This is a genomic window from Sphingopyxis sp. 10G20-10, from assembly GCF_057365075.1.
Window position 1 is genome coordinate 673,198 of the sequence record NZ_CP195117.1, and the last position, 26,182, is coordinate 699,379.

28 protein-coding genes are annotated in these 26,182 nt (G+C 60.7%); 15 read left to right on the forward strand and 13 right to left on the reverse strand.

Features of this window, described 5'->3' with window-relative positions; all coding sequences use genetic code 11:
* The first annotated feature begins 74 nt into the window (after positions 1–74).
* A complete protein-coding gene (locus ACR3XE_RS03295; protein WP_486185906.1) occupies positions 75–596 on the forward strand; it encodes a hypothetical protein in 522 nt (173 codons plus the stop codon).
* Positions 597–632: 36 nt separating this feature from the next.
* Here ACR3XE_RS03295 and pspF read toward each other — a convergent pair whose 3' ends face one another.
* Entirely contained in the window at positions 633–1,670 is a 1,038-nt protein-coding gene (pspF, locus tag ACR3XE_RS03300; protein ID WP_486185907.1) for a phage shock protein operon transcriptional activator, read from the reverse strand.
* A gap of 178 nt (positions 1,671–1,848) precedes the next feature.
* On the opposite strand from pspF, the gene ACR3XE_RS03305 reads away from it, so the two are divergent.
* The 10 genes from ACR3XE_RS03305 (at position 1,849) to ACR3XE_RS03350 (ending at position 5,387) form a co-directional block, all read left to right on the forward strand.
* On the forward strand, positions 1,849–2,022 hold the full coding sequence (locus ACR3XE_RS03305) for a hypothetical protein (RefSeq protein ID WP_473699019.1): 174 nt from the start codon (positions 1,849–1,851) through the stop codon (positions 2,020–2,022).
* Between the two features lie 98 nt (positions 2,023–2,120).
* On the forward strand, positions 2,121–2,786 hold the full coding sequence (gene pspA, locus ACR3XE_RS03310; protein WP_473699018.1) for a phage shock protein PspA: 666 nt from the start codon (positions 2,121–2,123) through the stop codon (positions 2,784–2,786).
* A gap of 11 nt (positions 2,787–2,797) precedes the next feature.
* Positions 2,798–3,070, forward strand: a complete 273-nt coding sequence (gene pspB, locus ACR3XE_RS03315) for an envelope stress response membrane protein PspB (protein ID WP_473699017.1) — start codon at positions 2,798–2,800, stop codon at positions 3,068–3,070.
* A gap of 1 nt (position 3,071) precedes the next feature.
* The gene (gene pspC, locus ACR3XE_RS03320) at positions 3,072–3,452 is read left to right on the forward strand and encodes an envelope stress response membrane protein PspC (protein ID WP_486185908.1); all 381 of its coding nucleotides are present in this window, start codon (positions 3,072–3,074) and stop codon (positions 3,450–3,452) included.
* A 27-nt stretch (positions 3,453–3,479) separates the two neighbouring features.
* On the forward strand, positions 3,480–3,779 hold the full coding sequence (locus tag ACR3XE_RS03325) for a hypothetical protein (protein ID WP_473699016.1): 300 nt from the start codon (positions 3,480–3,482) through the stop codon (positions 3,777–3,779).
* A gap of 15 nt (positions 3,780–3,794) precedes the next feature.
* Positions 3,795–4,115 (forward strand): hypothetical protein, encoded by a 321-nt coding sequence (locus ACR3XE_RS03330; RefSeq protein ID WP_473699015.1) that lies wholly within the window; start codon positions 3,795–3,797, stop codon positions 4,113–4,115.
* Between the two features lie 12 nt (positions 4,116–4,127).
* The gene (locus tag ACR3XE_RS03335; protein WP_473699014.1) at positions 4,128–4,376 is read left to right on the forward strand and encodes a hypothetical protein; all 249 of its coding nucleotides are present in this window, start codon (positions 4,128–4,130) and stop codon (positions 4,374–4,376) included.
* A 26-nt stretch (positions 4,377–4,402) separates the two neighbouring features.
* Positions 4,403–4,666 (forward strand): hypothetical protein, encoded by a 264-nt coding sequence (locus tag ACR3XE_RS03340; RefSeq protein ID WP_473699013.1) that lies wholly within the window; start codon positions 4,403–4,405, stop codon positions 4,664–4,666.
* A 23-nt stretch (positions 4,667–4,689) separates the two neighbouring features.
* Positions 4,690–4,950, forward strand: a complete 261-nt coding sequence (locus tag ACR3XE_RS03345) for a hypothetical protein (protein WP_473699012.1) — start codon at positions 4,690–4,692, stop codon at positions 4,948–4,950.
* A gap of 26 nt (positions 4,951–4,976) precedes the next feature.
* Complete coding sequence (locus tag ACR3XE_RS03350) at positions 4,977–5,387, forward strand: SufE family protein (RefSeq protein ID WP_473699011.1); 411 nt, start codon at positions 4,977–4,979, stop codon at positions 5,385–5,387.
* Positions 5,388–5,479: 92 nt separating this feature from the next.
* Here ACR3XE_RS03350 and ACR3XE_RS03355 read toward each other — a convergent pair whose 3' ends face one another.
* The 6 genes from ACR3XE_RS03355 to ACR3XE_RS03380 form a co-directional block, all read right to left on the reverse strand.
* Positions 5,480–7,972 (reverse strand): TonB-dependent receptor, encoded by a 2,493-nt coding sequence (locus tag ACR3XE_RS03355; protein WP_473699010.1) that lies wholly within the window; start codon positions 7,970–7,972, stop codon positions 5,480–5,482.
* A gap of 249 nt (positions 7,973–8,221) precedes the next feature.
* Positions 8,222–9,493, reverse strand: a complete 1,272-nt coding sequence (gene clpX / locus ACR3XE_RS03360) for an ATP-dependent Clp protease ATP-binding subunit ClpX (protein WP_473699009.1) — start codon at positions 9,491–9,493, stop codon at positions 8,222–8,224.
* A 216-nt stretch (positions 9,494–9,709) separates the two neighbouring features.
* Complete coding sequence (clpP, locus tag ACR3XE_RS03365; RefSeq protein ID WP_486185909.1) at positions 9,710–10,369, reverse strand: ATP-dependent Clp endopeptidase proteolytic subunit ClpP; 660 nt, start codon at positions 10,367–10,369, stop codon at positions 9,710–9,712.
* A gap of 255 nt (positions 10,370–10,624) precedes the next feature.
* Positions 10,625–10,963 carry a ferredoxin FdxA gene (gene fdxA, locus ACR3XE_RS03370; protein WP_473699007.1) on the reverse strand — a complete coding sequence of 113 codons (339 nt, stop codon included), beginning with the start codon at positions 10,961–10,963 and terminating at the stop codon, positions 10,625–10,627.
* Complete coding sequence (locus ACR3XE_RS03375) at positions 10,960–11,406, reverse strand: S4 domain-containing protein (RefSeq protein WP_473699006.1); 447 nt, start codon at positions 11,404–11,406, stop codon at positions 10,960–10,962. Before ACR3XE_RS03375 ends, fdxA begins: the two co-directional genes overlap by 4 nt.
* Positions 11,406–14,177 carry a helicase-related protein gene (locus tag ACR3XE_RS03380; protein ID WP_473700377.1) on the reverse strand — a complete coding sequence of 924 codons (2,772 nt, stop codon included), beginning with the start codon at positions 14,175–14,177 and terminating at the stop codon, positions 11,406–11,408. Before ACR3XE_RS03380 ends, ACR3XE_RS03375 begins: the two co-directional genes overlap by 1 nt.
* 261 nt (positions 14,178–14,438) lie before the next feature.
* Between ACR3XE_RS03380 and ACR3XE_RS03385 the strand changes: the two genes are divergently transcribed.
* From ACR3XE_RS03385 to ACR3XE_RS03400, 4 genes are all read left to right on the forward strand, one after another.
* Entirely contained in the window at positions 14,439–16,037 is a 1,599-nt protein-coding gene (locus ACR3XE_RS03385) for a peptidoglycan DD-metalloendopeptidase family protein (RefSeq protein ID WP_473699005.1), read from the forward strand.
* A 61-nt stretch (positions 16,038–16,098) separates the two neighbouring features.
* Positions 16,099–17,097, forward strand: coding sequence for a porphobilinogen synthase (gene hemB, locus ACR3XE_RS03390; RefSeq protein ID WP_473699004.1), 999 nt, complete (start codon positions 16,099–16,101; stop codon positions 17,095–17,097).
* Positions 17,098–17,215: 118 nt separating this feature from the next.
* A complete protein-coding gene (locus ACR3XE_RS03395; protein ID WP_473700376.1) occupies positions 17,216–19,390 on the forward strand; it encodes a spermidine synthase in 2,175 nt (724 codons plus the stop codon).
* Positions 19,387–19,941, forward strand: a complete 555-nt coding sequence (locus tag ACR3XE_RS03400; RefSeq protein WP_473699003.1) for a gamma carbonic anhydrase family protein — start codon at positions 19,387–19,389, stop codon at positions 19,939–19,941. Before ACR3XE_RS03395 ends, ACR3XE_RS03400 begins: the two co-directional genes overlap by 4 nt.
* An 84-nt stretch (positions 19,942–20,025) precedes the next feature.
* Here ACR3XE_RS03400 and ACR3XE_RS03405 read toward each other — a convergent pair whose 3' ends face one another.
* The 6 genes from ACR3XE_RS03405 to ACR3XE_RS03430 all read right to left on the reverse strand — a co-directional run bounded on the left by ACR3XE_RS03405 (position 20,026) and on the right by ACR3XE_RS03430 (position 26,050).
* The gene (locus ACR3XE_RS03405; RefSeq protein WP_473699002.1) at positions 20,026–20,601 is read right to left on the reverse strand and encodes a urate hydroxylase PuuD; all 576 of its coding nucleotides are present in this window, start codon (positions 20,599–20,601) and stop codon (positions 20,026–20,028) included.
* A gap of 75 nt (positions 20,602–20,676) precedes the next feature.
* Positions 20,677–21,354 (reverse strand): inner membrane-spanning protein YciB, encoded by a 678-nt coding sequence (locus ACR3XE_RS03410; RefSeq protein ID WP_473699001.1) that lies wholly within the window; start codon positions 21,352–21,354, stop codon positions 20,677–20,679.
* Positions 21,351–22,274, reverse strand: coding sequence for a signal recognition particle-docking protein FtsY (gene ftsY / locus ACR3XE_RS03415; protein ID WP_473699000.1), 924 nt, complete (start codon positions 22,272–22,274; stop codon positions 21,351–21,353). The genes ACR3XE_RS03410 and ftsY overlap by 4 nt, the downstream gene beginning before the upstream one ends.
* Positions 22,271–23,560 (reverse strand): MiaB/RimO family radical SAM methylthiotransferase, encoded by a 1,290-nt coding sequence (locus ACR3XE_RS03420; RefSeq protein WP_473698999.1) that lies wholly within the window; start codon positions 23,558–23,560, stop codon positions 22,271–22,273. The genes ftsY and ACR3XE_RS03420 overlap by 4 nt, the downstream gene beginning before the upstream one ends.
* Positions 23,557–24,363 carry a diaminopimelate epimerase gene (gene dapF, locus ACR3XE_RS03425; RefSeq protein WP_473698998.1) on the reverse strand — a complete coding sequence of 269 codons (807 nt, stop codon included), beginning with the start codon at positions 24,361–24,363 and terminating at the stop codon, positions 23,557–23,559. The genes ACR3XE_RS03420 and dapF overlap by 4 nt, the downstream gene beginning before the upstream one ends.
* A 34-nt stretch (positions 24,364–24,397) precedes the next feature.
* Complete coding sequence (locus tag ACR3XE_RS03430; protein ID WP_473698997.1) at positions 24,398–26,050, reverse strand: putative bifunctional diguanylate cyclase/phosphodiesterase; 1,653 nt, start codon at positions 26,048–26,050, stop codon at positions 24,398–24,400.
* Between the last annotated feature and the right edge of the window lie 132 nt (positions 26,051–26,182).

Below are 26,182 nucleotides of genomic sequence, written 5' to 3' on the forward strand. Positions count from 1 at the left end.
GCGCGTCAAGAATCTGCGCTGACCCCGATTCGACACTTGCTGACCGGCGCTGGCCCCCATATCAGGCTAGAGCAATGCGACACCTATATTTCTTTGGCTTTGGTGCGCCGGTTCTGGCGCTTTTGGTGTCGGGCTGCGCCATGAGTACGGGCGAGGGTTATCCTTCGCTGGCCAAGCGCGCGGTCGAAGGGCGCCTGGACGTGGCCCCGCCGACCATTGCGGTGGAGGCGCCGGGGCCTTTGCCTGTGGATCTGGCTGGACGGCTGGCGCGCTGGCGCGGTGATTCGGCGGCGGCGGGACAGGCCTTTTCTACCGAGCGCGGAGTCGCCGAGCCACTGGTCGCAGCGGCGGCTGGTGCAACTATTGCCAGCGAAAAGTGGGTCGTCGCACAACAAGCCATATCGCGGCTTCAGGCAACGCGCGCGCCAGTGACCGACGCCCTTGCCGATATTGATCGCCTCTATCTGGAGCGCAGTATCGACGAATCGATCGACGGCCTGCCCGACATATATGCCTTGCGCGCAGATTTGATCACCATGGTTGCGGCGCAAAATGCAGTGCTTGCGGGGCTGGAAGCGCGTTTGCCGGGGCAATAAGCCGGCGGGTTCCGTCGGAGGAGACGGCGAGAAACCCTAATTTAGTCCATGTTTTTTGAGCGCGTGGCGAATCTGGTCATAGCTGAGCGACAGCGCCTCGGCGGCGACCTTTTGATTAAAGCGACAGCGGGCCATGGTGTCGGCCAATATTTGCCGTTCATAGGCATCGACTGCGGCGCGCAAGTCGCTGACTGGTCCGGCTGGCGGAATAGCGTGAGCCGTTTCGCCAGCCGCATGGTCAGTGGGCGCATCAGATGCAGGCACGACTTTGGTGGCGGCATGGGGTGCCTGAACAGGCTGCCACGGGCTGGCAAAGGGGTCGAAACTCAGGGCGTCGACGGGCGAATCGCGGTCCGGCCAGCGATAGATGGCGCGTTCGATGACGTTGCGCAGCTCGCGGACATTGCCGGGCCAGCTATGCCCCTCCATAGCCGCCAGCGCGCGCGGGCCGAATCCGGGCCATTCCTCCCAGTCGAGCACTGTTGCCATGCGCTGACCAAAATATTGCGCCAGCACCTCTATGTCTCCCTCGCGGGCGCGAAGTGGGGGCAGGGTGATGACTTCGAACGAGAGGCGGTCGAGCAGATCGGCGCGAAATCTATTGTCGTCGACCAGCGCGGGCAGATGCTCGTTGGTTGCTGCGACGATACGGACGTCGACACGGATCGGGCGCGAGGAACCGACGCGGGTGACCTCGCCATATTCGACGGCGCGGAGCAGCCGCTCCTGCGCGCCCATCGACAGGGTCGCCAGTTCGTCGAGAAACAAAGTGCCGCCATCGGACTCTTCAAACCGGCCGGCGCGGGCGCGGGTGGCGCCGGTAAAGGCACCGGCTTCGTGCCCGAACAATTCGGCCTCGATCAAGGTTTCGGGCAGCGCCGCGCAATTCATGATGACATAGGGCTTGTCCCAACGCGTCGACAGCCGGTGCAGCCGTTCGGCGATCAGTTCCTTGCCGGTCCCGCGTTCGCCAACCACCAGCACGGGGCGATCCAGCGCGGCGGCCAGTGACGCACGTTCGACCGCATCCTGGAAAGTGGCCGACTGGCCGATAAATTGGGTTTCGCGCTCCATTTGCCAATGATTGGCAAAATTTCCCGCTGATTGGCAAGTAAAATCGACTGAGGCTGATGATTCAGCGGCGATTCACACGTATTTCCGTGCTTCGGAGCAATTGGCACGGCTTATGCACAGTTTTGTGTGAACCGACGCATCCCAGTGTCGGGCAGTGAAAAATGAGGAAGATAGGATCATGAAAAACTTGTTTGCCCAAGCTGCTACATTCGCGCTCAGCGCGGTTGGTGCGCTGGCCATTCTCGTCGGCGTGATCGATCAGCCCCATGTTCTCGCAAGCGACCTTGGCTCTGTGGCCACGTCGTATGTGATGGCCGCTGCAACGTCCCCGGCGGTCAGTCCCTTGGCCTGACCGGCGCTGGTGCCGGGGCACTCTCCCCCCTTGCCCCGTCCCGGCACCAGTATTTTTCAAACAAGAATTTAGTCTCAGTTCTCGACAGGAGTTTCACAATGGGTATTTTTTCACGCACCCGCGATATCATTGCCGCCAATGTTACCGACTTGCTCGACAAGGCGGAGGATCCGGAGAAAATGATCCGCCAGATCATCTTTGAAATGAACGAAACGCTGGTCGAAGTCCGCGCATCAGCCGCGCGCACCATTGCCGATCAAAAGGAAATGCGCCGCCACATCGCCAAGCTCGAAAGCCTCCAGGACAGCTGGAAAGAAAAGGCCGAGCTTGCGCTGTCCAAGGACCGCGAAGACCTCGCCACCGCGGCGCTGGTTGAAAAGCAAAAGGCCGGCGACATGGCCGACCGCCTGAAAGCCGAAGTCGGCGTGCTCGACGATGCCCTCAAGGGCTATGAAGCCGATATCGCCAAGCTGCAGAAAAAGCTCAGCGAAGCGCGGACGCGCCAGACGAGCGTCGTCAATCGCCTCGAAAGCGCTGAAAACCGCTACAAACTGCGCGAGATGACCAATGGTGACCGCGTCGATGATGCCTTCTCGCGCTTTGATGTTCTCGAACGCCGCGTCGATGATGCCGAGGGCCGCGCCGATGCGCTGAGCCTTGGCTATAAAAAGTCGCTCGATGAGGAAATCGCCGAGTTGCAGTCCGCCGACAAGGTTGCCGATGAACTGGCCGCCCTCAAAGCTGCCCACGCCAACAAGAAATAAGGGGAAGATCGATGGACGACATCATCATCGTTCCGATCGTCATCGGAACACTCTTCCTCGGTCTGCCGTGGCTTATCCTCCACTATATCACCAAGTGGAAACAGGCGAAGACGCTGACCGGAGAAGATGAGCAACTGCTCGATGAAATGTACGACACTGCCCGCCGACTAGAGGCCCGTCTGCACACCATCGAACGCATCATTACCGCCGACCATCCCGATTTCCGCCCCGCGGTTCGCAGCGATGAGGAACTGGCGCAACTCGCAATGACCAGGAGGAACTGACATGTCTGCCAGCCGCACCAAATTCTATCTCGACAAACAAAACGCCAAATGGAGCGGAGTTTGTGCCGGGATCGCCGATTACAGCGGGATTGACGCCATGTGGGTCCGCGTTGGGGCGGTGCTCCTGACCTTGATGGGGGGCTTTCCCTGGACGCTGATCGCTTATTGGATGGTCGCCTGGATGGGCACCCCCAAACCTTTCGCCCTTTACGGGTCGAACGAGGAAGCCAAATTCTGGCAAGGCGTGCGCAGCAATCCGGGTGGATCGACCCGTGACATCAAATCGCGCTTTCGCGAGATGGATCGCCGCCTCGCCGATATTGAACAATATTATACCAGCCACAACCGTCGGCTCGCCGACGAGATTGACAGCCTGCGCTGATCGATCTGGCCAACAGGGAGAAGAATTATGAGTTGGGGTGGACCAGGATTTGTCATCGCTATTATCGCCTTGTCGATATTGGGCTGGATGGCAACGACATGGATCCGGGCGAAGCACGGCTATCCGATCGAGAATGAATGGGGCGGCACGGTTCATCGAAACGACCCCGACGCTGATCGAAAAATTGCGTTGTTGAGTGATGATAATGCCAAGCTCTCTGAAAAGATTGTTCGGCTGGAAGATCGGCTCTCGGTTCTGGAACGGATCGCAACGGACGGCAATGGCGTGGCGGCGCAGCTATCCGACAAAATTGATCAACTGCGCTGAGCCAGGGGAAGACAGATGGACAAAACGACTTTTATCATGGAATTTGCACCGCTGATTGCAATCGGCATCGGGTTGGTCGTGGCCGGATGGGTGGCCACCACTTGGCTGCGGATCAAGAACGGCTATCCGCTCGACGGCGCCTGGGGACAGGCGGTCTATCCCAAGACCAGCAACGAGGCGATGGAACGGGTCAAGCTGATCAGCCAGGAAAATGCCCAACTGCGCGCCGAACTGGGGTCGGTCAAGGACCGGCTGGCAGTCGTCGAACGCATCGTGACCGACAGCGGCCACGGGCTGAGCCACGAGATAGAGGCGCTGCGGCGCCCAGCGAATTGAGAGGAACTAATCATGGGCGATGAAATCTGGATTCTCATCCCGCTGGCCCCCTTCATCATTGGCGGGCTCGCCATCTGGACGCGGCATCAGCGCCATATGCTCGACAAACAATCAGAGATGAGCGCGGAAAAGGCGGCGCAATATGCGGCGCACACCGCCCAGCTGGAAGAACGGGTCCGCGTACTGGAACGCATCGCCACCGACAAAGGCGTCGTCGTCTCCGATGAAATTGAAAAGCTGCGCGACGCGCCGCTCAACTGACCCGATAGCAAGAAGGAACCTCCCCGATGAACCCGTTTGAAATGGTTATTGCAATCGTGCTCATTGTGACCATCGGCCGCGTATTGCGCGCCCGATATAACGGTCACAGCGGTCGTCGCGACAATCAATATAGCGCGCCTGTTGATAGCGCCGAAACCCGCGCTCTTCAGGCCGAAATCCGCACTCTCAAAGACCGTATCCAGGTGCTGGAACGGATCACCACCGACACCAACCGCGCGGTCAGCCTTGACGCTGAAATCGAACAGTTGCGCGACCGCGCCAATCCGTGACGCGATGATAAAGGAGTCATATCATGGCCAACATCATGACTGAAATCACTGCTAACCTGCTCTTGCTTGCGGTGACCCTTTCTGCCCTTGCGTTCATCAGTATGGTGGCGCTGCGCGGCTGGCGCGACTGGATTGCGCTCAAGCGTGAGGAACTGGTGCAGACCCATGCACCGGCCACCCAGGGCGACGCCAACGTCCCGCACGCCGGCTCGCGCATCGAGATTGCCGACCTGAAGGAACGGCTGCGCAAGCTCGAAGCGATTGCGGCAGGGGTCGACCTCTAAAGGCGACTGTGGCAGGGGCGCAGATCATGCGCACCCTGTCCGACATTTACGAAGAATATGACTTTCTCGACAGCGATGATCGCTATCGCCTGTTGATCGATCTGGGCCGTGACCTTGATCCTATGCCCGACCCGCTGAAAACCGACGCGACATTGGTGCGTGGCTGTTCGGCCAGCGTCTGGGTCTATCCGGTGCCGCAGGATGACGGCAGTCTCCACTTCCTCGCCGACAGCAATGCCGCGATTACCAAAGGCATTGTCGCACTGGTGCTGAGCGCCGTGCAGGATAAACCCGCCAGCGAAGTCGCGCAGATGGACATCACCGCCGCGCTCGCGCCCTTTGAGTTGACGCGGCAGCTATCGTCGAACCGGACACAGGGCGTCCCCAATATGATTGCGCTGGTTCAGGACACCGCCCGCCGCATCGCCGCCGACTAGCACCACCAGCGCCGCGCATGATATCGACGGACCAAAAGAAAGGGCGCGGGAGTTTCCCCCCCGCGCCCCTTTTTGTCCGTGACCGTAGCGGCTTAGAAGCCGACGGTCAGCGTTCCGCTGATCGTGCGCGGGGCGCCGATCTGGGCGAACGGCGGGCGCGAGCTTTGTTCCAGGGAGCTCGAAAAGCTGCCAACATAAAGTTTGTTGAACAGGTTATAGACATTGAGCTGGAAGAAGGTCTGGTCGCCAAGGCCGGCAAAATCGAGACCTATACGTGCGTCTAGATTGACCAGCCAATAGGCAGGGGTCTTGGCCCCATAAACTTGGGTGCCGCCAATGACGACAGGCAGGTTCGTGTCATAAAGATAACGACCCCCGGTGCGTTTGGTCGTGATACCCAGTTCGACCGGACCCACTGTGCCGCGTGCAGACGCACCATAGGTATAGATCGGCGCACCTGATTCACGGTTGCCAGCGGTAGGGGTGAAAACCGGGTTGCCCAAGGCGTCCGTACCCGATTGGACATCGTCCTTGATCTTCGACTTCAGGTAAGAACCAAAGGCATAAAGGGCAAGTTGTGGCATTGGCTGCCATGCGATGCTGCCGTCGACACCATATTTGTCGACACGACCCAGGTTCCGATACAGGTTTTTATCGGTCACCGGGTCATAGGCTGAAGCCAGACGGTTATCATATTTGGTGTACCATGCCGACACCTGCGCCTGAATCTGGCTGCTGCGATAGCGCACACCCAGATCGAAATTGTCGGTCGTCTCAGGGGCCGGACTTGCCGACGAGGTGTTGGGCGCGAAGTAGAAGGCATTATACAGCGAGTCGGTGCCGGGAACCTGAAGCCCCTTGGAATAGTTGGCAAACACCGACATTTGATTGTTGGGTTTGAACAACAGGCCGACGTTCGGCAGCACCTTGTTATACTTCAGCACGCGCTGCTGCGGTCCCTGACGCACCGACCCATCAAAGTTGGTGGGGTTGGCGGCGGCATAGACCGCGTTGCGCGGGTCGCCGGCACCAAAGCAATCGACAAAGCCGGTTTCGCTGGTGGTGAAGCAGTAATTATTGAGGTCACGCTTGAAGAAAGGAGCACGGATACCAATTGTCGTGATCAAACGGCCATCGGCAAAGGTGCCGCGATATTCACCCGAAACCTGCGACAGGATGGCGTAGGATAGACGATCACGCTTCATCAGCACGGCGCCGGAGGCGTCGGTCAGCGGGTCGTTCATCGGGAACACGTCAAAGGGTTCGCCGTTCAGTTGCAGAAGGCCGACCTGTCCGGTCTGACGGTGACGCGCGCGGTCATAAGTATAAGCGACGCGGACCGTATGGTTCTCGTTGATGTCCCAGCGCAAGTTGGCGATCACACCATAACGGTCGGTACGCGTTTGGCTGGGGGTCAGGACGGTGACTTCGTCGAGCAAGTCGCCGTCGCCGTTCAGGTCCATCCCGAAATAGGGACGACCGCCCATATAGCCGGTCAGGCCATTGTTCAGGCGCTCGCGTGCATTGGTCGTGCCGCCGCCATTGGCCTTCACATATTGATAGCTGGGATCGACCGTCAGGATGACGCCATCGGTCAGTGTGAACTTTGACGCACCGCGGATGTTGCCGGTGTTCGACGGATTGTAGCGACGGTCGAATTCGGTGCCACAGCCGTTGGTCAGATCAGCAACGCCCGGCGTCGCGGCCTGACTGACGGTGCAAGGGAAGTTGATGTTATATTTGCGTTCGTCGGTGGACTGCGGGAAACCCGACGGAACCGCACGGTCATTGCGCAACGACACCGAACCAAAGAAATTGTTGCGGTTTTCGTTGTAGTTACCAGCGATCGAAATGAAATCGCCATTGTCGCCGAGCGGCTGATAGACACGGGCGTTATACTGTTGCTTGCGAATGCGGCCGTAGTTGTTGAACGGATTGTCGTTCGACGCGGTCGAGGCAGAGATGAATGCGCGCGTGCCCCAAGGGGTGAACTCGCCGGTATCGACCATGCCAAAGATGCGGAAAAAGTTGAATTGACCAGCCGAGCCGGAAACCTTGACGCCAAAATCTTCACCGGGAAGGCGGGTGCGATAGTTGACGGTCGAACCGGTTGCGGCAGCGGTCGGGCTGTCGACGTCGGTCGTACCCAGGTTGACGTTGACCTGTTCGATCACTTCTGGGTCAAGCTGCTGGTTCGAATAAATTGCATAGTTGCCCGAATCGTTCAGCGGCACGCCGTCAAAGGTCAGGCTGATGCGGTCGGACGAAAAACCGCGAATGGTCAGCTGGCCGCCCGACGAGCCATAGGCATCATTGTTCTGAAAGCTGACACCAGGGATCAGGTTGATCGTGTCGAGGATGGTCTGGCCTGGGTTCTGACGGGCAATCACTTCCTGGCTCAGAACCGACTTGGCTTTCGATGTGTCGGGAACCGAGATGCCGGCAACATCGGTCGCGCTGGAGCCGGTGACGACGATTTCATTGTCGAAATCAACCGAGCCGGTCGACTGTGCAAATGCGGCGGTGGAAAGGAACGCGATGGGAAGGGTCGCTGCGCTAGCGACAAGCATATTTCGAAGTTTCATGACAGGATATCCCCCTAATGTGGTTTGGCATTCGGCGATCATGGCAGTCCAACGCCGCGACCTGACCGAGCCCCTGACGTCCCTCTATGGCATGATTGTGACAGCGCAAGTCCGGGGGGGGCTGCCCGCAGCAATGGGCAACGAAAAACAAGGGTTTTCCATTGTCTGGGTGAAGTTATCCACAGCAGGGAATGCGTTTTTTCCAGCAACTGTTGCTGCAATGCAACAATATTCGCCGTCCAAAACGACTCAGGCGGCGTCGCCAGCCTCGACCTTTGCTTTGTCGGCATAGACACGCACCGGGTCCTTGCGGCCTTCGACAACATCTTTGTCGACGACAATTTCGACGACATCGGTGAGGTCTGGAAGGTCAAACATAGTGTCGAGCAATATCGCCTCGACAATAGAGCGCAGTCCGCGCGCGCCGGTCTTGCGTTCGATCGCCTTTTTGGCGACCGCAACCAGCGCGTCGTCGGTAAAGGTCAGCGCGACTTCTTCGAGGTCGAACAGCTTTTTATATTGTTTGACCAGCGCGTTCTTGGGCTCGCCCAAAATCTTGACCAGTGCATCGACGTCCAGATCTTCCAGCGTCGCGATGACGGGCAGGCGACCGACAAATTCGGGGATCAGGCCGAATTTCAGCAAATCCTCGGGCTCGATTTGTTTGAGCACTTCGCCCTGACGCCGCTCGTCGGGGCCGGCGACATGCGCGCCAAAGCCGATCGACTTCCCCTGCAGGCGGTCGCCGATAATTTTTTCGAGGCCGGAGAAAGCGCCGCCGGCGATGAAGAGGATGTTGGTGGTATCGACCTGCAGAAATTCCTGCTGCGGATGCTTGCGCCCGCCCTGCGGGGGAACGCTTGCGGTCGTGCCTTCCATCAGCTTGAGCAGCGCCTGCTGCACGCCTTCGCCCGATACGTCGCGGGTGATGGAGGGGTTTTCGGCCTTGCGGCTGATCTTGTCGATTTCGTCGATATAGACGATGCCGCGCTGCGCCTTTTCGACATTATAGTCGGACGACTGGAGCAGCTTCAGAATGATATTCTCGACATCCTCACCGACATAACCGGCTTCGGTCAGCGTCGTCGCGTCGGCCATGGTAAAGGGGACGTCGAGGAAACGGGCGAGTGTCTGGGCGAGCAAAGTTTTGCCGCTGCCGGTCGGGCCGACGAGCAAGATGTTCGATTTCGCCAGTTCGACATCATCGCCGCGTCCTGCATTGGCAAGACGCTTGTAATGATTGTGCACGGCAACCGACAACACGCGCTTGGCGGTGGCCTGACCGATGACATAAGCGTCGAGATGCTGACAGATTTCCAGCGGGGTGGGAACCGCGCCATCCTTGCGGGCGGCGCTGCCACCCTTGATCTCTTCACGGATGATGTCGTTGCACAGCTCGACACACTCATCGCAAATGAACACGGTGGGTCCGGCAATCAGCTTGCGCACCTCATGCTGCGATTTGCCGCAGAAGGAGCAATAAAGCGTGCTCTTGCTGTCTGAACCCGAGAGCTTGGTCATAAAATTCCTTTTGGCGATGGGGTGATTTCGCCCCGCCGCATATCCGTTACCGTCCCCGCTGACGGTATGATTGTCATCCTAACCGACGGTCACCCAATTACAATATGGCAATTGGGTGACAGATTTCTCTGTCTCATTACGACAAAAAGCGCGACCATGGGGTCAAGAAACGCGGTTACCAAGGCCTTGCAAACAAAGCTGGCAGGCCAGCGTAGCTTAGGCTTTTTTGTCATCTCCGCTGGTGTCCGTCTTGTCGCCCGCATCGCCATCGACCGCTGCCGGGCGACGATCAAAAACCTGATCGACGATTCCGAAGTCCTTGGCTTCATCCGCCTCGAGGAACGTGTCGCGATCCATCGCTTTTTCAATTTCGGCCAGTTTTTTGCCAGTATATTTGACGTAGAGTTCGTTCATCCGCTTGCGGATGCGCAATATCTCGCGCGCCTGAATCTCGATGTCCGATGCCATACCGCGCGCACCGCCCGACGGCTGGTGAACCATGACGCGGGCGTTCGACAGCGCGACGCGCATTCCGGGCTCGCCCGAGGCGAGCAAAAAGCTGCCCATCGATGCCGCCTGACCGATGCACACCGTGCCGACGCGCGGACGGATATATTGCATCGTGTCGTAAATCGCCATGCCCGAGGTGATCACCCCGCCCGGCGAGTTGATGTACATATAAATGTCCTTTTTCGGATTTTCCGATTCAAGGAACAGCAATTGAGCGACGATCAGAGAGGCCATATTATCCTCGACCTCGCCGGTAACGAAAACGATCCGTTCGCGCAGCAACCGGGAAAAAATATCAAAGCTGCGTTCGCCGCGGCTGGTCTGTTCGACAACCATGGGAACGAGTGCACTCAACGGATCGATCATCGAAAAAGTCCTTCATTGTCCGGGATGGCCCGTCGCGAACCGACAGGCAGGCCCCACCGTCCCCCTACATCGGCGGCCCGTCCACCGGTTTCAAGAGGTCTTCTTAAGCCCCTCCTATTCAGGGGAGGGGTTGGGGGTGGGGCCAGCGGCCTTGCGCGAGGCCGCTGGCCCCACCCTGCTGCGACTCTAGGCCCGGCGATGCCGCACCAAGTCTCGCTCCCCTCCCCTAAAGAGGAGGGGAGATAGAGTCGTTCATCAGTCGCCTTCGCCGGGTTCGGCGGAGAAGAATTTTTCGAATTTTCCCTCGACGCCCTTAAATTCATCGGCGTCGGCGGGGCTGTCCTTCTTGGTTGTGATGTTCGGCCATTCGGCGCTGAATTTGGTGTTCACTTCCAGCCATTTTTCCAGCCCGTTTTCGGTGTCGGGCAAAATGGCCTCGGCCGGACATTCGGGTTCGCAAACCCCGCAATCAATGCATTCGCTGGGGTTGATGACGAGCATATTCTCGCCCTCATAGAAGCAATCGACAGGGCAGACCTCGACACAGTCCATATATTTGCACCGTACACAGGCATCGGTGACGACATAGGTCATGGCTCTGGACTCCCCTTGGCGGTGGCGCGGTGGCCATCCGATGGTTGCTGTTGACCGCTCCCTATGCCGCCCGGCGCGGCGGCGTCAATGCTTGGTGACAGTTGCGAATCACTTTTAATAGCCGCCGGGCGCGGGGCCGAAGGCGAAGAAGGGGCCAGCCGGTCGTAACAGGCGCGCGCCGCTTGTGGCGATCCGCGCCGTTTCGGCAGCTGGACGAGGCGCACTACCTCAATCGCTTCACCAACAGGCAGCACCAGCGTCTGACCAACATGAACGGCACAGGACGCGCGCGTTACGCGCCGTCCGTCGAGCCGGATGTGCCCCGCCAGTGCCAGCGCTTGTGCGCGGCTGCGCGAGCGCGAAAAGCGCAAATACCATAGCAATTTGTCGAGCCGGATCGTCGCGGGCGGCGTGGGGTCTGACGGGGCGGCGCGCGCTCCCATCAATCCTCGCGCGCGTCGGCGAGCAAAGCGGCCAGACCGGCAAAGGGGCTGTTGGGCGAAGGCCCGCGCGGTGCCGGTCGTGTACGGCGCCCCGGCGGTGACCCCGACGGGCCGCGCTTGGGCTTGCCCGACCGAGCCGGTGGCTTGCGCTGTGGCTTGCCTTTTGTGGCAGGATTCGACGAATCGCGGCTGGGCTTGTGGGCGGATGGTCTGCCCGCTTTGCCGTGCTTGCTCGGCGGGCGCCCGAGCCGCCCCGACCATCGCCAGCGATTCAGCATCGGGTCGCCCACTCCGCGAAAGCCAAAGGCAGAGAGTAGCGCGCGCCGCGCCGCCTCATCAAGCCCGAGCGAGGTCGCGAGCGCCGGATCGATGGCAAATCCGGGCGGTGGTAATGTGGTTGCGATGGCATCCATCCCGGCTTCGGTATCGCTGCCATGCCCGTCGGGATCGGCGTCGGCCATAGGCTGTGACGGCGGCGCTGCGTCCTGCATCCGTGCGGCATGGGCTTGGCGGGCCAGTTTTTCAGCCATATCAATGCGCAGCCATCCGGTGCCGCAACGGCGAAAACCCGCTATCGCAAGACTGATCGCCTCGCCCTGATTTTGCCATACCGCGCCTTGCGGCGGCAGCGCCGGAACGGGCGAAAGCTGTTGCGCGGCGAGCAGCGCGGCGCGCCATCGCACCGCTTCGGGTTTCAGCAGGATGGGGTGGAACAGGTCGAGCGAGCCGATGGTCAGCCCCAGCTTACGCAGCAGCGGGCGCTCATCGGGGGTCATTGCGGACAGCTGGCTATCGACTTCGGTGCGCGCGATCAGCCCGCCGCTATCAGCCATGGCGGCGAGCAGCGCGCGGACGCGCGGCGGCGTGAACAGGTCGCCAGCCGCCTCGGTCATGGCGGCAAGCGGGGTGGCGTGGCGAGAGAGCTGCGAGCTGACGAACAGTTGCAACCGCTCGACAATCGCCTGCACCTGCGCAACCTCCAGCCGTCGCAGCGCGGGTTCGATCAATATGGCGGGCTGAACCAGCGCGCTGCCCTTGGCCAGCGTGGCGATGACATCGCCGTTCCAGGCAAGACGCGGCGGCTCCCCCGTTTCGCTGACCAGCGTCAGAGCCGTATCTTCGGCATTGGCCAAAGCGGCGGCGCGGCGGGTCATTTCGGCGCGCAGATGCTTGTCGGCAGCGGCGAGTAGCAGGCGATGATCGCTGGCGCGCGCCACTGGATCAACCTTGAACTGAAAGCCGTGCAGCGTCCCGATCGCTTCGCCATCGACTGCGACGGTGCCATCGGCGGCGACCGCAACTGGCAAGGCGGCGTCGCGCTGACCGGCATCGCGGATCAACAGCGCCAACCGCCGGTCGACAAAACGCTGCGCCAACGCCGCGTGCAGTGCGTCGGATAAGCGCGTTTCCAGATCCTGCGTCTGCGCGGTCCAGCCTGCCGCATCGGCAATCCAGTCGCCGCGCTGGGCGATAAAGCAGAGCGAACGCACGGCGGCAATCCGGCTCGCCAGCTGGTCTATATCGCCCTCGACATCGTCGAGCCGCGCGAGTCGGCGGGCGAACCATTCGGGATCAATCTCGCCGTTACCGCTGGTGCGCCATTGCCATAGCTTCAACACGGATCGGCTGTGGTGTTCCGCCCCCAATTGTTCAAAGTCGGGAAGTCCGCAAACATCCCACAATCGTTCGACCGCCTGGGGGTCGTCGGCGCGTGCCCGCACCTCCAGATCGTCGGCCAGATGTTTGAGCACCGCCATGTCCACCGCCTCGGGCGCGGGGCGCAAGGCGGGGTGGTCGGGCAGTTGCACCAAATCGGCCTGCAAAGTGGCAAGCGTGTCAAATCCGGGCTGCGGATTGCGCCAAAACAGGCTGCTCAACGGTGGGAAATGATGCCCTTCTATGGCGCTGATTTCTTCGGGGGTCAGGCCGCCCTGCGGCTGGCCGATGGTGCCAAAACTACCGTCTTGTTGATGCCGACCGGCGCGTCCGGCGATTTGTGCCATTTCGGCTATGGTCAGCCGCCGCTGTCGCCGCCCGTCAAATTTTTGCAGGCTCGCAAAGGCGACATGCTGAACATTGAGGTTGAGCCCCATGCCCACGGCATCGGTGGCGACCAGATAGTCAACCTCACCGGCCTGAAACATCTCGACCTGCGCATTGCGGGTGCGCGGAGACAAGGCTCCCATAACCACCGCCGCGCCGCCGGCAAAGCGCCGCAACATCTCGGCAATGGCATAGACTTCTTCTGCCGAGAAGGCGACGACGGCGGAGCGTTTGGGTAGTCGCGACAGCTTGGATATACCGCCATAGCTCAGCGTTGAAAAACGCGGGCGGGTGATGATTTCGGCCTCGGGGACCAGCTCGCGCACCAACCCGTGCAGGCTAGCCGAACCCAATATCATTGTCTCTTCGCGGCCACGTGCGCGCAGCATCCGGTCGGTAAAGACATGGCCGCGTTCGGGGTCGGTGCCCAATTGGACCTCGTCGATCCCGACAAAGGCGACATCACGCTCGACGGGCAGGGCCTCCATCGTGCCGAGCACATAGCGGGCGTCGGGCGGGATGATGCGTTCTTCGCCGGTAACCAAGGCGACTTGCGACGCTCCCTTGATCGCCACGACGCGATCATAGACCTCGCGCGCCAGCAACCGCAGGGGAAAGCCGATCATTCCGCTGGAGTGCGCGCACATGCGCTCGACCGCCAAATGGGTCTTGCCGGTGTTGGTCGGGCCGAGGACGGCCTTGACGGGATGGGGAGATGGCGGCGGCATAATCTTGACTGTGAAGCTGGCATGATGGCGCGATGCGCGCAACAACTGATCGTCATTGCGGCGCAGATTGCTGCCGATTCTGTGGATTATCAACACCCAACCGCGACCGTGCCACGGCTCGTCGCAAGGCGAATCGGACGCGGGTTCATTAAATTGACTTTAACGGCCTTTGTTTACAGACCAGAGGTCGAGAATATTATCGATACGGGAATTGGTGGCGCCTAGCGCCCGAAATTTTGCGGTCGAATGGGGGTTGCACCAGTGTTTCAGCGTCACGAACCCATTGCGGGGATGTCAGGCAACGCCGCGTCGCTGGCGATGTCGCAGGCGCTCCCCTTTGGTCGTGCCGGAACCGGCGCTGACACCGCTGGCCGCGGGGTTGCTGGCCGACTGGACGCGACCCGCGATTGGCTCGCAAATCTCGACCTTGTACCCGATCTTGGCGAGAATATCGGTTCGGCCCATTGGTGGCGTGGGCTTGCGACGCTGCTGTTGCTTTGCAGCGTGGCGATTGCGACTTTTCCGGGAATGCAGCCGCTTCAGATCGGCGGCGCTCCGGCTTATGATGCCGCCGACTTTAACGAGGCGCGCGCGCAAATGATTGTGCCGCTGGCACTCGGTGGCGACACCGGCCGCCATATGGCGGCGACCGATGTGGTTCGTCCGCTGGCACAGGCCCCCGAACGCCCGCAAATCGAATTGACCGCGGTTTTGGGCCAGGGCGACAGTTTCTCACGCCTGCTCGAACGGTCAGGCGTTGGCAGTACAGAGGCGCGCGCCGTTGCCGACCAACTGGCGACCGCTTTGCCGCTATCCGACATCGCGCCGGGAACGCGCATCGACCTGTTGCTTGGTCGCCGCGCCGTCCGCACCATGCCGCGCCCGGTAGAGGCGCTGTCGCTGCGTGCTCGGTTCAACCTGCGGGTCGAGATGGAGCGGATTGATAATAGGCTGGTGATGCGGCGCATTCCGATCTCGGTCGATAACACCCCGCTGCGGATTCGCGGTCGGGTAGGTGACAGCCTGTATCGTTCGGCGCGCGCCGCCGGTGCTCCCGCGACCGCCATTCAGGCCTATTTGCGGGTGATCGGAAAGCAGATTTCGGTCAGCAGCGATATCAGGGCGAGCGATCAATATGACATCATCGTCGATTATCGCCGCGCCGAAACCGGCGAAAGCGAGACCGGCAAGCTGCTTTACGCCGGATTGATCCGTGACGGAAAACCAAAGCTGTCGATGCTCGAATGGAACAAGGACGGGCGCAGCCAATGGTTCGAAGCGTCGGGCGTCGGCGAACAGCGCGGCGGGATGGTTCGCCCGTCACGTGGACGGATTTCCTCCACCTATGGGATGCGGCGGCATCCGATTTTGGGCTATAAACGGATGCACGCCGGCATCGACTTTGCGGGTGGCTATGGCAGCCCGATCTATGCGGTCACCGATGGTGTGGTCACCATTGCCGGTCGGCACGGCGGCTTTGGCAATTATGTCAAACTCAATCACGGCAACGGGCTGGGCACTGGCTATGGCCATATGAGCCGGATTGCCGTGCGTGCAGGTCAGCGCGTCAGCCGCGGTCAGGTCATCGGCTATATCGGTTCGACTGGCCTTGCGACCGGGCCGCACCTTCATTTTGAGGTGTATCGCAATGGTCATCCGGTCAATCCCTCGTCGGTTTCTTTCACCACTCGCGCCTTGCTGGAGGGCAAAGAACTGGCGAATTTCCGGGCACGGATCAAAGAACTGACCTCGGTCACTCCCGGCGCGGCCTTGGCCCCCATGGCGGCCAAGACCGTCGAAGCACCGCGGCTGGGTTCGCTCTCTGCCGTTGCATCGAAACGCGAGGGCGCGGGGCTCTAAGTCGCCCGGCGCGGTGCGATATCCATTTGCGACTGGACGAAGCGCGGCTATGCACGGCGGCATGACCAACGCTCATTTCCCCAACCTGCGGCTGCGCCGTACCCGCCGAACGGCTTGGAGCCGGGCGATGGTGCGCGAAACCAGCCTGTCGCCTGCTCATCTGATCTGGCCGCTGTTTGTTTGCGATGGCCAGTCTGTCGAGGAGCCGATTGCCAGCCTGCCCGGTGTGTCGCGCTGGTCGGTCGATCATATTGTGGCGCGGGCGCGCGACGCGGTCGCCGTCGGCATCCCCTGCGTCGCGCTCTTTCCCTATACCCAGCCCGACCGGCGCAGCGAGGATGGCGCCGAGGCATATAATCCCGACAATCTGATGTGCCGCGCGGTTGCGGCGATCAAGGATGCACTGGGCGATGACATCGGCGTCCTTACCGACGTCGCGCTCGACCCTTATACCAGTCATGGGCAGGATGGTCTGGTTGATGACGCGGGCTTGGTTCTCAACGATGAAACCGTCGATGTGCTGGTCGATCAGGCGCTCAATCAGGCGCGCGCCGGGGCCGATATCATCGCGCCCAGCGACATGATGGATGGCCGCATCGGCGCGATCCGTCAGGCGCTGGAGGCTGAAGGTTTCAGCCATGTCCAGATCATGAGCTATGCCGCCAAATATGCTTCGGCCTTTTACGGACCGTTCCGCGACGCCGTGGGCTCGTGCGGATTGCTGAAAGGCGACAAGCGCGGCTATCAGATGGACCCCGCCAATCGCGACGAGGCACTGCGCGAGGTGGCGATGGATCTGGCGGAGGGTGCCGACACGGTGATGGTGAAACCGGGACTGCCTTATCTCGACATTTTGGCCGCGGTCAAAACACGCTTTGAAGTGCCGGTCTTTGCCTATCAGGTGTCGGGCGAATATGCGATGATCGAGGCCGCGGCCGCGGCAGGCGCGGGCGACCGCGATGCGCTGGTGCTCGAAACACTGCTTGCCTTTCGTCGCGCCGGGGCATCGGGCGTACTGACCTATCACGCGCTCCACGCGGCGCGATTGTTGCAAGAATAGCTGGATATTGACCAACGGGCCACAGGCGGGGGATGCAGTGACGTCGAATTTTGCAGCGGGCACGTCCCGCAGATGGCTTTTTGTGCTGACTATTTTTGTCGGCAGTTTCTTGCTCTTCATGGTTCAGCCGATGGTGGCGCGCATGGTGTTGCCGCGGTTGGGCGGTGCGCCCGCGGTGTGGAACAGCGCGATGCTGGTCTATCAGGCGCTGCTGCTCGGCGGCTATGCCTATGCCCACTGGCTGGCGCGTTTTGCGGTGCGGCGGCAGGCGATGATCCATGTCGGCCTGTTATTGCTGGCCGCGCTGTGGCTGCCGGTCGGCATCGCGCATATGGCCGCGCCGACTCCTGGAACCGAGGTTTTTTGGGTGCCCCTATTGCTGACCGCGTCGATTGGACCGGTGTTTTTTGCGGTGTCGGCACAGGCCCCGCTGATGCAGCGCTGGTTCGCCGCCGATGCGCGTGCGGGCGATCCCTATATCCTTTACGCCGCCTCCAACCTCGGCAGTTTTGGCGGGCTGATCTGCTATCCGGCGCTGGTCGAACCCAATTTACCGCTGGCGGCGCAAAGTCTGGGCTGGTCGATTGGCTATGCGGTGCTGTTCCTGTTCGTCATCATAAGCGCGGCGGCGCGTTGGCGTGGGCAGGGGGAATCGCAGACACCGACCGCCGAAGCACCGCCGCGCCCGACGATTCGCCGCCAACTTCACTGGCTGGTGATAGCAGCGGTTCCGTCGGGGCTGATGCTGTCGACGACGACGCATCTCACAACCGATATTGTCGCCATGCCCTTGTTGTGGGTGTTGCCGCTCGGCCTTTATCTGCTCAGCTTTGTCATTGCCTTTTCGACTGCCAAGCGGCTCAAACAGACATTCCTGACCATCGCTCCTGCGGTGTTGCTGATCGCGGGCGGGCAGGCGCTTCTCAGCACTGGCGGCGGATCGATGCTGGTCGCGTTGATGAGCCTGGTTATGCTGTTCGTGGTTGCGACCGCGCTGCACGACTATCTCCATCACCTGCGTCCCCCGCCGGAACATCTTACGCTTTTCTATCTCGTCATGTCGGCGGGCGGCGTGCTGGGCGGATTGTTCGCGGCACTGATCGCCCCCTTGCTGTTCGACTGGGTTTATGAACATCCGATTCTGGCGCTGGGGGCGGCGCTGCTGTTGCCTCTGCCGCCGCTGCTGCCCTGGAACCGATGGTTACGAGTTACGTCGCCGCGCCCCATTGTTGTGGGCCTTCTGCTCTTATCAACCTTTGCCTGCTGGCATCTGGTGTCCGATTGGGACGCGACGTTCAATGGTACCAATGGCATTTGGGCGGGGGTGATTTTGCTCGTCGGCTTGCTCGTGATTGAATGGCGCTGGGCCTATACCTTGTCGCTGCTGCTGTTGATGCTGGGGGTTGGCGGTGTCGATACGCTGGAAAAGACCGCCGATGGCCTGCGAACGCGCAGCTATTTTGGTGTCTATACAATCACGGACGATATAGCCCGTCACCAGCGACGGCTGGCGCATGGGACGACTTTGCACGGGGTCCAACGCACCGATGCCGGTCATCAACGCGACGCCACCACCTATTATGGTCCAGAATCCGGCGTCGGGCTGGCTCTATCCAAAGCCCAGGCGCTGGCGGGGCCAAAGGCGGCGATCGGCATCGTCGGACTGGGGGCCGGAACGCTCGCCTGCTATCGCCAGCCGGGCCCGCAATGGACCTTTTTTGAAATCGACCCTGCCATGGTCGATATCGCGCGCGACCCTAGCAAATTCACCTTTTTATCGCGATGCGCGGGCGATACGCCGATCATCGTTGGCGATGCGCGGATTCAGCTTGCCCATCAGCCACCGGCCAGTTTCGATATATTGGTGATCGACGCCTTTTCGTCCGACGCCATTCCGCTCCATCTGCTGACCCGTGAGGCGATCAGCGTTTATGCCCGCGCGCTCAAACCCGATGGCATCTTGCTCATCCATATCTCCAACCGCTTTTTTGATCTCGAACCCGTTTTGGCAGCAGAAGCGCGGGCGCGCGGCTGGGCGGCGGCGATCCGTATGGATCCGATCAACGGACTGGAACAGGACAAGGCGCTTACCGCATCCAACTGGGTCGCGTTGACCGCCACACCGGCGCGGATGCGAGCCTTGACCGGCGGCATCCAGCCGCGCGACAAAGCGGCAGGGGACGGGGTGTGGGTGCCGCTCGAGCACCGGGCGGGCTTTACCCGCTGGACCGATGATTATGCCTCGACGTTGCCGATTATGCTATGGGGCCATCTGATTGGGAAAAATGAATGAGCTATCGCGACGTTTCGATCATCACTGTAAATGGCAAGACGCCCGATATTCACCCCCGCGCCTTCATTGCGCCGGGATGCCGGATTATAGGCGATGTCACCATCGGGGAGGACGTCAGCATCTGGTATAATTGCGTGCTGCGTGCCGATGTCAGTCATATTCGCGTCGGCGCGCGAACGAATATTCAGGACGGCAGCATCGTCCATTGTGACGGTCCGACGCCGCACCGTCCCGACGGCTATCCGACGATCATCGGCGAAGATGTGCTGATCGGCCATATGGCGATGGTCCACGGTTGTACGCTCGATGACCGCGCCTTTATCGGGCTGAAGGCGACGGTAATGAATGGCGGGCATATCGGCAGCGACGCGATGTTGGCGGCGGGCGCGCTGCTGACCGAGCATAAGGAAATTCCGTCGCGTGAGTTATGGGCCGGAACCCCCGCCCGCCGCGTGCGCGAAATCGATGACACCATGGCGACGGGGATGCAGGCTGGCGTGGCGCATTATGTGCTCAACGGCCGGATGCACAAGGATGCGGTTGGCGACTAATCGCCCGCTCCCGCTTGCGGGAGGGGAATATAAAAAAGGGCGCTCCGGTTTCCCGAAACGCCCTTTTCTTTCGTTGCCTAGGCTTCAGCCTAGATTGGCGCTGACCATGCAATAGAGCAGCGGTATTGACAGCAGGACATTAGTGCGGCTGGCGTAAAGTGCGCGCGGTCCGACTTTGGCCTTTTCCTCGTCAGTGGCTTCGACTAGTCCCAATATTTTCTTTTGCGCTGGCCAGATTATGAACCAGACATTGAACGCCATAATGAGCCCCAACCACATACCGATGCCAATTAACTGATATTTGGGATCAACTGCCGACAGCGTCATCGCTTGATGCAGATAGCCAGTGACACCAGCGACGATCAGCCCGGTCAGCACAGTGAATGCGGCCGCCCAGCGAAAGTAGAACAGCACCTTGGGTGCGACATGTTTCGATACGGCTGGTTTCAATTCGGCCGGGATGCTCGGCATCACCGGAACTTGTACAAAGTTCAGATAATAGAGCAGGCCGATCCACAAGATGCCGAAAAAGACGTGTAGCCAGCGGGTCACCGAATTGACGTCGACCGCCGTATTGTCTGCAAAAGCCCACATGACGGCGACGGCCAAAATCAGCCCCGCGACCATGACGGCATGTAAGTTGCCAAAAAACTTGCCCATTTTTATCCCCTCTCGATTATCAGCACCAACGACCCAAGTGCCTAGGTCAACCTATGCCACCACAGGGATATTCGCTCAAGCTTGTCCTATATCGTCCGCCGGAGCCTCTTTCACCGACAGGCCGTTCTTCATCATCACCGGCAATTGCGACAGGGCAAAGGCAAAGGACACAGCGGTGATGCCCCAGACCTTGATCGTCAGCCAGGCATCAAAGCTGAGGCTGCCGCCGCGCCACATGACATACATTACCGTATTGGCAATCGCGAGGGCGGCGAAGAACAGGCCCCAGTTGCGCGACAACAGCATCCAGCCGCGTTCGGTGACTCCATCGAGCGCCGATTGCAGGAGGAATTTGAGCATCGGTTTGCCAAGCATCCATCCACCGAGCAGTAGTGCGGCAAAGGCGACATAAATGATGGTCGGTTTGAGGACGATGAACCCCTCATCGTGGAAATAAATGGTCATCGCGCCAAAACCGAGCACCAATATCCCCGAAATCCACAGCATCGGAGAAATCTTGCCCAGTTTCCATTTCGACACGATCATCGACACGCTGATCGCGGCCATGAAGGCGACAGTCGCCTGGATGGCGGCGGTGGTTGCGGCAAAGCTGCCCTCTCCGTCCGATGAAAATTTGAAGGTCAGAAAGAATATCAGCAAAGGGCCAAAGTCGATGGCAAAACTCAGCCATCCTCCGCCCGCCTTGGGCGCAACGGCGATGGGTTCGGGGCCGGTGGGCGGCGTTTCGGTCATCGAATATTTCCTGCAATGATGGCGGCGATTTCATCGGCGTCAAAGGGACGTAAATCGTCGATCTGTTCGCCGATGCCGATGGCGTGAATGGGCAGGCCGTGGCGCTCCGCTGCTGCAACGAGAACGCCGCCGCGCGCGGTGCCGTCGAGCTTCGTCATCACCAGCCCGGTGACTCCGGCTACCTCGCGGAACACGTCAATCTGCGACAGCGCATTCTGGCCGGTTGTGGCGTCGAGCACCAGCACAACATCATGCGGCGCCGCAGGGTTGAGCCGTCCGAGCACGCGCTTGATCTTGGCGAGTTCGTCCATCAACTCGCGTTTGTTCTGCAGGCGTCCGGCGGTGTCGACGATTAATACATCGATGCCGGTCGCGGTGGCTTGCTTGACCGCGTCATACACAATGCCTGCTGAATCGCCGCCTTCGGGGCCGGAAATGATCGGAACACCGAGCCGCTCGGCCCATATTTTCAGCTGGCCGATGGCGGCGGCGCGAAAGGTGTCGCCCGCGACTAGCATCACGCCATAATCCTGTTCCTGGAACAGATGCGCCAGCTTGGCGATGGTCGTTGTTTTGCCCGAACCGTTGACCCCGATCACCAAAATGACCTGCGGGCGCGGAAAGGCATCGATTTCCAGCGGCTCGGCGACGGGACGGAGCGCGGTGGCAATTTCTTCGGCGACAATCTGCCGCAAGCCATCGGCATCGAGTGGGCCGGTGCGCTTGGCCGACAGGCGCTCGCGAATACGCGCCGCCATCGCGGGGCCAAGGTCGGCGGTAATCAGCGCATCCTCGATGCGATCAAGGTCGGCGGCGTCAAGGCTCGGCTTGCCGGTCAGCCCCGACAAATTCTCGCTCAAGCGTTCCGATGTCCGTTTCAACCCGCCGAGCAGGCGGTCACTCCAGCTGCCAGCACTCATGCGGCCATCTCCTGAACCATCAGCTGATCACCATCGCGGCCGAGCACGCGTACAGCGATGATTGCACCGGACCTGGACGGGTCGGACAGGCGCAGCGAGGCGAAATTTTCGGCATGGCCGCTCAATCCATCGCGTTCGACCAGCATTTTTTGTTGGCTTCCTATCAATGTGTCGAGCCAGGCGTGGCGGCGCTCCGCATTGGCAGTTCGCAATCGCGCGGAGCGGGTGCGGGCGACGGCGCGGTCCTGCCCCGGCATCCGCGCCGCGGGTGTGCCTCCGCGCGCACTATATGGGAAAATATGACCAAAGATGATGTCGCAATCATCGATCATCGCCAGCGTATTGGCAAACATCGCGTCATCCTCGGTCGGAAAACCGGCAATCAGGTCGGCGCCGATGGTGATGTCGCTGCGCGCGGCTTTCAGTCGCCCGACGATTGCCACCGCATCGGCGCGGCAGTGGCGGCGCTTCATGCGCTTTAAAATCATGTCGTCTCCGGCTTGTAGCGACAAATGGATATGCGGCATCACCCGCGCCTCCTGCGTCAACAGGGCGAACAGCGCATCGTCGATGCGATCGGGGTCGAGCGATGACAGCCGAAGCCGCTCAAGACCGGGCAGGCTGAGTAGCGCCTCAACCAGCGCCGCCAGCTTTGTGCCGCTGTCATCACCATAGCTTGCCAGATCGACACCGGTGAGGATGATCTCACGCTGTCCGCGCTCTATCGCGGTGCGCGCTGCTTCGACGACCGATGCGATGGTTGCCGAGCGCGCGGTCCCCCGCGCCATCACCGTCGCGCAAAAGGTGCAGCTGTGCGAACAACCCGTCTGCACGCCCAGAAAGGCGCGGGCATGATCGGCACCCGACAGGGCAGGGGTATAGGGCATAGTCCTGTGCCCCTGCGAAGGCAGGGGCCTATCACCGGTCGGCGCAAGATCGGGTCCACCGGTGATGGGCCCCCGCCTTCGCGGGGACACAGGGGTTGAGTTGCGATAGCTTTCGACCAGTCCCTTTGCATCATTGGCCACCACCCGCGCACCCATGGCGGCAAAGCGTGCTGGCTCCAACTCTGCCGCGCATCCCGTCACCACAATCGCCGCTTCGGGATGTTCGCGCTTGGCGCGGCGCACCGATTGCCGCACCTGTCGCACCGCTTCGTCGGTGACCGCGCAGCTGTTGAAAATGATAGTGTCGCGTGCGCCCGCATCGCGTGCTGCAACACGGACAGATTCGCCCTCGGCGATGTTCAGCCGACACCCGAAATTTACCACCTCCGCTGCGCTCATCCGAACTGCGCCCAGTCGGTCGTGCCGTCATACACCCGCGTAGCCGCTCCGCTCATCGCAATGCCGCCGCCTGCTTCCCAGCGAATAATCAGATCGCCACCAGGTAGCGCGACTGTCACCGGCGACTGAACCAGTCCGGCGCGGATCGCTGCTACGGCGGTGGCGCAAGCACCGGTGCCGCAAGCCTGTGTCAGACCGACTCCGCGTTCCCACACCCGCAGTTGCAGACGGTCGGGGCCGTCGAGGCTGGCGACATTGACGTTGACACGTTCGGGGAACAGCGGGTCCATCTCTATCTGTGGACCCAAATCGGTCAGCGCCACGGCATCGGCCTCGGCAACGAAAAAGACGATGTGCGGATTACCGACATTGACCGCGGCGCCATGTTCCAGCTCGTCCCAGGCGACGGGCATGTCGCGTGTGTCCATCGGCATGGCGAGCGGGATATGCTCCCAATCAAATGTCGGTTCGTCAAATGTCACCTCGGCCCCGCCATCGCCCGGCGTGACGCGCAGCAGCCCCCCCAATGTTTCGATCGTCGCGCTATGGCCCAACAGCGTCGCGACACAGCGGGTTGCATTGCCGCACGCCTCGACCTCGCTGCCATCGGCATTGAAAATCCGCATCCTTACGTCGGCATGGGTCGAGGGTTCGAGCAGCACCAGCTGATCGCAGCCAATGCCGTGGCGGCGGTCGGCAATCGCCTTCGCGCGCGCCGCCGACATGGAGACGGGCGTTTCGCGGGCATCGATCACGACAAAGTCATTGCCGAGCCCGTGCATCTTGGTGAAGCGGTCAACCATAGCCCGCGCATGTAAGAGGCGATGGGGGCGAAGTCTAGGCGCTGCGCCGTTTCGGAGTGGCGTCAGCGTCGGTGTCTGGCGTCGAGGCTTCGCTTACCTCGGGCGTGTATGGTTCGCGCAGCAACCCGCGTCCGGCGAGCAGGCGGCGTGTTTCAGCTGCCGATGCCGCCTTGCCATAATGCCAGCCCTGCGCCTTGGCACAGCCCAGCCGCGCCAGCTCGATGGCGGTGGCTTCATCCTCCACCCCTTCGGCGGTGATCGGCATCAACAGGCTTTCGCCCAGACGGACGATGGCGACGACGATCGCGGACGCATCATGGCTTTCGGCCATGGAAGCGACAAAGCTGCGGTCGATCTTGATGCGATCAAAGGGAAGCGCGCGCAGGTGCGACAGCGAACTATAGCCGGTACCAAAATCATCGAGGCTGAGCGATACCCCCTGATTTTTCAGGCTGGTAACAATCGAACGGACCAACGGCAGATTCTCGAACAGCGAACTTTCGGTAATCTCGACCTCTAGCTGGCTGGCAGGAAATCCGGTTTCGACCATCAATTTGGTCAGCTTCTGGCTGAACCATGGGTCCTTCAACTGTTGCGGCGAAACATTGACGGCGAGTGTGATCGAGGGATCCCAGCTTTTGGCGATTTCCATGGCATTGCGAATGACGTGCAGCGACAATTCGCCGATTAGCCCGCTTTCTTCGGCAATCGGGATAAACTTGTCGGGTGCGATCATGCCATATTGGGGCGAATCCCACCGCATCAGCATTTCAAAGCCGACCAGAGTGCCACTGGCGATGTCGACCTGCGGTTCGAAATAGGGCAGGAACTCGCCGCGCGGCAGGCCTTCGCGGATTCCGACCTCGATCTGGTTGCGCGCTTTGACCGCCATTTCCATGCCTTTTTCGAACCAGCAATAGCGGTTCCGGCCCTGCGCCTTGCTGTTATACATGGCGATATCGGCCTGACGCATCAGCATATCGATCGATGCGGCGTCTTCGCCGATATGCGCAATTCCGATCGAGGCGCCGACGCGGATCTCTTGATTGTCATAGGTAATCGGCACTTCGAACGATGTGACCATCTGTCCGGCGAGCGAGTCGATTTGATCGCGCGCGAGCTTGTCAAAGACCAGCAAAGCGACAAATTCATCGCCGCCAAGCCGCGCCAAAATCGTATTGGGGGGCATGATCGTCGCGATCCGCCGCGCCGCCGCCTTGATAACTTGGTCACCCGCGGCATGGCCGTGAATGTCGTTGACCGTCTTGAAATGGTCCAGATCCATCAAGAACAGCGCCATCTGACGTTTTGCGTCGAGCGCCTCCGCCACGGTTTTGTGGCCCATCGCCATCATCGCACGGCGGTTAAGAAATCCGGTCAGGGCATCGGTGTCGGCAAGATAGAGCGCGCGCTGTTCGGCCTCGGTGCGTTCGCGCACTTCACGGTTCAAATCGTCATAGCGGCGCCAGCCGAACAGAATCAGCGCCACATTGAGCACCAAAGTCGCGGACAGCACATTGTCGATGCCGCCACCAAAGCCGGCCAGCGTGCGGACGACCGCTTGCAGGGCCGTGCTGCCGGTGCCGATGAACAGCAAAACGGCCGCGACGACAATGCCGCCGGCGACGATGTCACGTTTGGCACTTTCATTGCTGTCGTGCATTTTTTCCGCTTTTTCCGTCTGCATCTTGTCTGGTCCCCACCATAAGGTTCCTTTCATGGCAGGGGAGCCGTGTAATTTGGGTTAAGATGGCGGGCAAAGACTCTGCCGCCGCCGCTTGCCTTTTGCGGGGTAGTTGCGTAAAGCCCACGCCGCTCG